Annotated in this window: 4 protein-coding genes and 1 pseudogene; 1 reads left to right on the forward strand and 4 read right to left on the reverse strand. The window is 69.8% G+C overall.

Annotation, left to right across the window (positions count from 1 at the left end):
- Positions 1-99 precede the first annotated feature (99 nt).
- On the forward strand, positions 100-495 hold the full coding sequence (locus tag JAO81_RS18580) for a VOC family protein (RefSeq protein WP_199548977.1): 396 nt from the start codon (positions 100-102) through the stop codon (positions 493-495).
- A 33-nt stretch (positions 496-528) separates the two neighbouring features.
- Here JAO81_RS18580 and JAO81_RS18585 read toward each other — a convergent pair whose 3' ends face one another.
- From JAO81_RS18585 to JAO81_RS18600, 4 genes and pseudogenes are all read right to left on the reverse strand, one after another.
- Positions 529-1,281 (reverse strand): hypothetical protein, encoded by a 753-nt coding sequence (locus tag JAO81_RS18585; protein ID WP_233415555.1) that lies wholly within the window; start codon positions 1,279-1,281, stop codon positions 529-531.
- A 92-nt stretch (positions 1,282-1,373) separates the two neighbouring features.
- Positions 1,374-1,703, reverse strand: coding sequence for a pentapeptide repeat-containing protein (locus tag JAO81_RS18590; RefSeq protein ID WP_233415556.1), 330 nt, complete (start codon positions 1,701-1,703; stop codon positions 1,374-1,376).
- 185 nt (positions 1,704-1,888) lie between these two features.
- A complete protein-coding gene (locus JAO81_RS18595; protein ID WP_199548978.1) occupies positions 1,889-2,890 on the reverse strand; it encodes a hypothetical protein in 1,002 nt (333 codons plus the stop codon).
- Positions 2,887-4,324: pseudogene (locus JAO81_RS18600) on the reverse strand (hypothetical protein); the annotation flags it as partial. The gene JAO81_RS18595 and the pseudogene JAO81_RS18600, both read right to left, overlap by 4 nt.

Raw genomic sequence — 4,324 nt, forward strand, 5'->3', positions numbered from 1 at the left:
CCGCGCGCCCCCGCCCCCCCCCGGCACGGGGGGGCGCCCGTTGTCGTACGTCCGTGTCCTCATATACGCGCAAGGGCAAGCCACTTGGAGGGGGACCCCATGACCACACTGCGCGTAAAGGCGTTCGACCACCTGGTCCTGAACGTCACGGATGTCGAGCGCTCGCTGGCCTTCTACACCGGCCCGCTCGGCCTGGAGCCGGTCCGGGTCGAGGAGTGGCGCGCGGGCAAGGTCCCGTTCCCGTCGGTCCGCATCACGGAGTCGACCATCATCGACCTGTTCGACAAGCCCCGCGGCGAGTCCAACATCGACCACATCTGCCTGACCGTGGACCCGCTGGACTGGCAGCAGGTCATCGACTCGGGCACCTTCAAGGTCCTCGACGGCCCGGTCCCGCGCTTCGGCGCCCGCGGCTCGGCCCAGTCCCTCTACATCGAGGACCCGGACGGCAACACCGTCGAGCTGCGGTGGTATCCGCAGGACGTCACGGACTGAGGCTGCCGGACGCCGTCACCACCGATCGGCCGGTCATCGTTCGACCAGGGCCGCGCGGACCCGTTCGTCGCCGACCGAGGCGAGGTACTCGCCGAAGGCGACCGCCTCCGGGCCGGTGGATCGATGCGCGATCGCCACCGCGTGCATCAGAGCGCGCGGAGACGAAGAGACTGCCAGTACCTCCCTCGCCAGCCGGACCGCGCGTGCGCCGTCGACCGGGGCCACTGCGGCGGCCAGGTCGACGAGTTGGGTCGCCAGGTCGAAGCGGGCCGAGTCGATACCGGTGAGCCCTCTGTGCACCGTGTCCGCGATCTCCGGAAGGAGCGACTTCACCACCGACCTGTCCAGGTGGTCCGCGAGCTTCTCGTCGAAGTACTCACAGTCCGCGATCCGCACCAACGCCCGCAAAGCCTCCGTACGCCGCTCCGTCGTGGCCTTCTCCTCGCTCAGCACCTCGCTGTCGGAAACAGCGAGGGACAGCTGGGCGAAGGTGTTGTCGACGGAGAACCTCCGGTCGATGAGGCAGCCGTACCAGGGCGCCTGCTTCGGATGTGCGGCAGCCGCGAGCACCGCCGCGAAGCCTGCGGCCTCGGCCCAGGTGGTCAAGGCGACGCAGGCCGCGAGCCGGTGCCACTCCAGGGCCGAGGTGTCGTGCATGAGCGCGACGAGGCCCGGTACGCGTTCTTGGTGCCGGGGTTCGTCGAGCCCTTCGTAGATCACGTCTTCGAGGTCTCCGGTCGGCCGCCCGGCGAAGTCGGTGCCGAGCAGTTCGTCGAAGCGGCTCATGTGCGGGTGCCGTCCCAGTGGGCGGCGCGCAGCCGTTCCAGCGTCCCGCTCGCAGGATGGTCGGTCACGTGATGTTCAGCCCCTTCGCCCGCTCAGCGCACGATGACGCTGACATCGCCGCCCCGCTCGCGGATCCACGCCTCGAACTCCTCACCGTCCAGCATGCGGCTCTCCACTCCATCGCCCAGCTCCACCGGTCCGAAGACGGAGCCTCTCATTCCGCGCACCACGGTGTTCCGGTCGAGTCTCGCCTTGAAGGAGTTCTCCTCGACGGTGGCGTCGGTGAGATCAGCCCCGCACAGGTTCACGTTGAGCAGGGACGCACCCGCGATGGTGGCGCCATGGAGACTCGCCCCCGATGCGTCGACGCCGTACAGCGACGCCTTGACGAGGTTCGCCCTGTCGGGGTTCGCCCGGCGCACCGCCGGACAGATCGGCTCCGGTCAGATCGAGACCGACGGCATCGAGTCCGCCACGGCAGCCGCTGCCCACCCATTCCCGCAGCCTGGCCGCAGCGGCGGAATCAGCCGGGTAGACGCTCGGCGCCCAGTACACGGCTAGACCCTCTCCGCCACGGCCGTCATCGGTCCCTCGAAGTCGCCGATCCTCACTCCGCTGCGAGGCCCTCACTCAGCTCGGCGAGGGTGGTCGGTACGGGGTCGGCTTCCGCCGGAACGCGGCCGGCCACCCCGTCCGCGGGCAGCCGGCGAAGTTCCGTGAGGGCCTGCGTCGGGGACAGGCCCTCGGCGGCCGCTTCTCCGAGCCGCTCCAACCAGATCAGGCCGGCCTTGTAACCGTTCTCCTCCGCGGCGTCGCGCGGTTCGAAGCTCGCAGCACGCTCGGGGTCCGAGGCCCATAGCCGGCCGAGTATGCCGTGCTCGCCGACCACGGGCAGGCTGTGTACCTGACCGTTCGCCGACCGCGCGTAAGCCGTGGTGTCGAATGCGGGACCGTGCTGGAAGACACGATTGCGGTACGGGACTTCGAAGCTGTCCCAGACGTCCGATGCGCTGCCGTCCGGTGCGAAGTAGTTGTTGATGCCCTGCTCGGAGGGCTTGGCGAACCACGTCGGATCGTCCGGATCGGTCTCGGTGCCCAGGGCGTCGGCCAGGCCGCCGAGGACCGTGGTCAGACGGTGGCCGTTTGCCGCGTGGACGTCGGGCTGCGCGCGGCCCTTCAGGTCGTACGGCAGCCAGATGTCGGTGAACGTCGTCAGATCGGTGGTGACGAAGTCGAGCAGCGCCGAGCTGCCGAGCCGGAACACGCCCTGCTCCACCCGGGCACCCTGTGCCGTACGCACCTCACCCGCGAGGGTGACCGATACGTGGACCGAGCCGATCTCGCCGGGCCGGAGCGCGGCCGTGACCGTCCGTGCGAGATCCTCCGCCGATGCCTGCCCGCCCAGCGGAACATCTCCGTCGAACAGCCGCGCATCCGAGCTACCCGCCTCGTGGACGGAGACCTGCGCGACCGTCGTGCCGACGGCGAAACCGTGCGTGGCGAGCACCTGGTGAGCCGTGAGCAGAGCGTGCAGCGCGGCGAGGATCGGGTCGCCCGACTCGTCCTCCCGGCCCCAGGTCCAACGGCCAACTGCCGTGCTGGCGATCACAGCGCTCCCTTCGGCATGAATGTCCCGCCGGGCGGGATCGTCAGAACCCCGTCTTCGACGCGGATGACGAACTGAACGTTAGTCTTTCCGTACACATCCGTCAGACGCTGCGCAGTCCGCTGATCCGCGAGGTCGGCGAGGGTGCCCTTCGTGTCGACCACGAAGGTCTTGAAGTCCGCGCCGGATTCGTCGAGCTGCTTCAGATTGCTGAAGATCTTGCCGACGACCTTCTTCGGGTTCTGGACGTCCTTGAACTGGTAGCCGTGGACGTTGCCGTCGGCGTCCCTGGCCATGACGTCAAGGTCGGTGTCCTTGCCCGTGACGACGCCGGGCTTGATCTCCGATCCGCCCTTGACCTCGAACGAGATGTCCTCGACACCACTCGCGTGCAGCCGGTTGCCCAGACGCAGCTGTTCGATGCCACCGGACATCTTGTCCGCGTGGCTGAGGCTGGAGACCACCTGGTCGTAGCCCTCGATCCCCTTGAAGCGCCCCGACGCGATGGTGTCGGCGATCTCCGCGCCGTTCGGGTGCTGCCCCAGGTTGTCCAGGACACTGTCCAGGTCGCCGGGCTTGACCTTCGAGCCGCGCAGCTGGTCGCGGACCTGCTGCTCCAGAGGTCCACCGCGCTCCATCGGCTGGTTCCGGTCGGCGGGGCGCTCCCAGTCGTGCGGGGAGTCGCCCGCACCGCTTCCTGGCGGACCGCTGGGCGGGTCGTTCGGCGGATTGCCGGGGCCGTCGCCTGTGCTGCCAGGGCCGTCGCCGTGTCCTCCCGCCGGCAGCTCGGAGCCGCCTGTGCCCGGCGCCTCGCTGTGGGCGCCGGCTCCAGGCGTGTGATCGCCCGCAGCGGGGCCGCCCGTGTGCCCACCACCGGTCGGTGTTTCGTGGCTCGCGGAAGGCCCGCGGCCGAGGTCGTCGGCGCCACCACCGGGCAGATGCTGCGCACCGCCGCCGGGCGTGTGGGTCGCCCCGCCGCCCGGCAGGTTGTCGCCCACGTGCACGGCGTTGTCCGCGGCGTTCGGCACCGCGCCGACGAGGGCGGGCTCGCGAACGGGCGTTTCGATACGGGGCAGTTCGGCCGGCCTGGCGTTCGGGCCGAGCGGCTTCGGGGCGTCGTCGGCGTGCTGGATGACGGTGCCCTGGCCGTCGAGGATGTTGCCCTTGGGGTCCATGTACTGGGCCGGGACACCCGCCTCGGTGGGCAGTTTCACCGTGCCCTGGGGGACGGTGACCGCACCCTCGGGCAACTTGAACGTGCTGTCGGAGACCTTGACCGCGCCGTCGGGAATGGTCGCACCGGGCGGGATCTCGAAGCTGCCGTCGGGCAACTTGAGCGCACCCTCGGGCAGTTCGAAGGCGTTCGCGGGCAGGGGCGGGATGTCGATGTTGCCGACGCCCTTCAACCCGGCCATCACATCACCGAGCTTCGACAAG

Source organism: Streptomyces sp. N35, from assembly GCF_016464295.1.
In the GTDB taxonomy this organism is placed as follows: domain Bacteria; phylum Actinomycetota; class Actinomycetes; order Streptomycetales; family Streptomycetaceae; genus Streptomyces.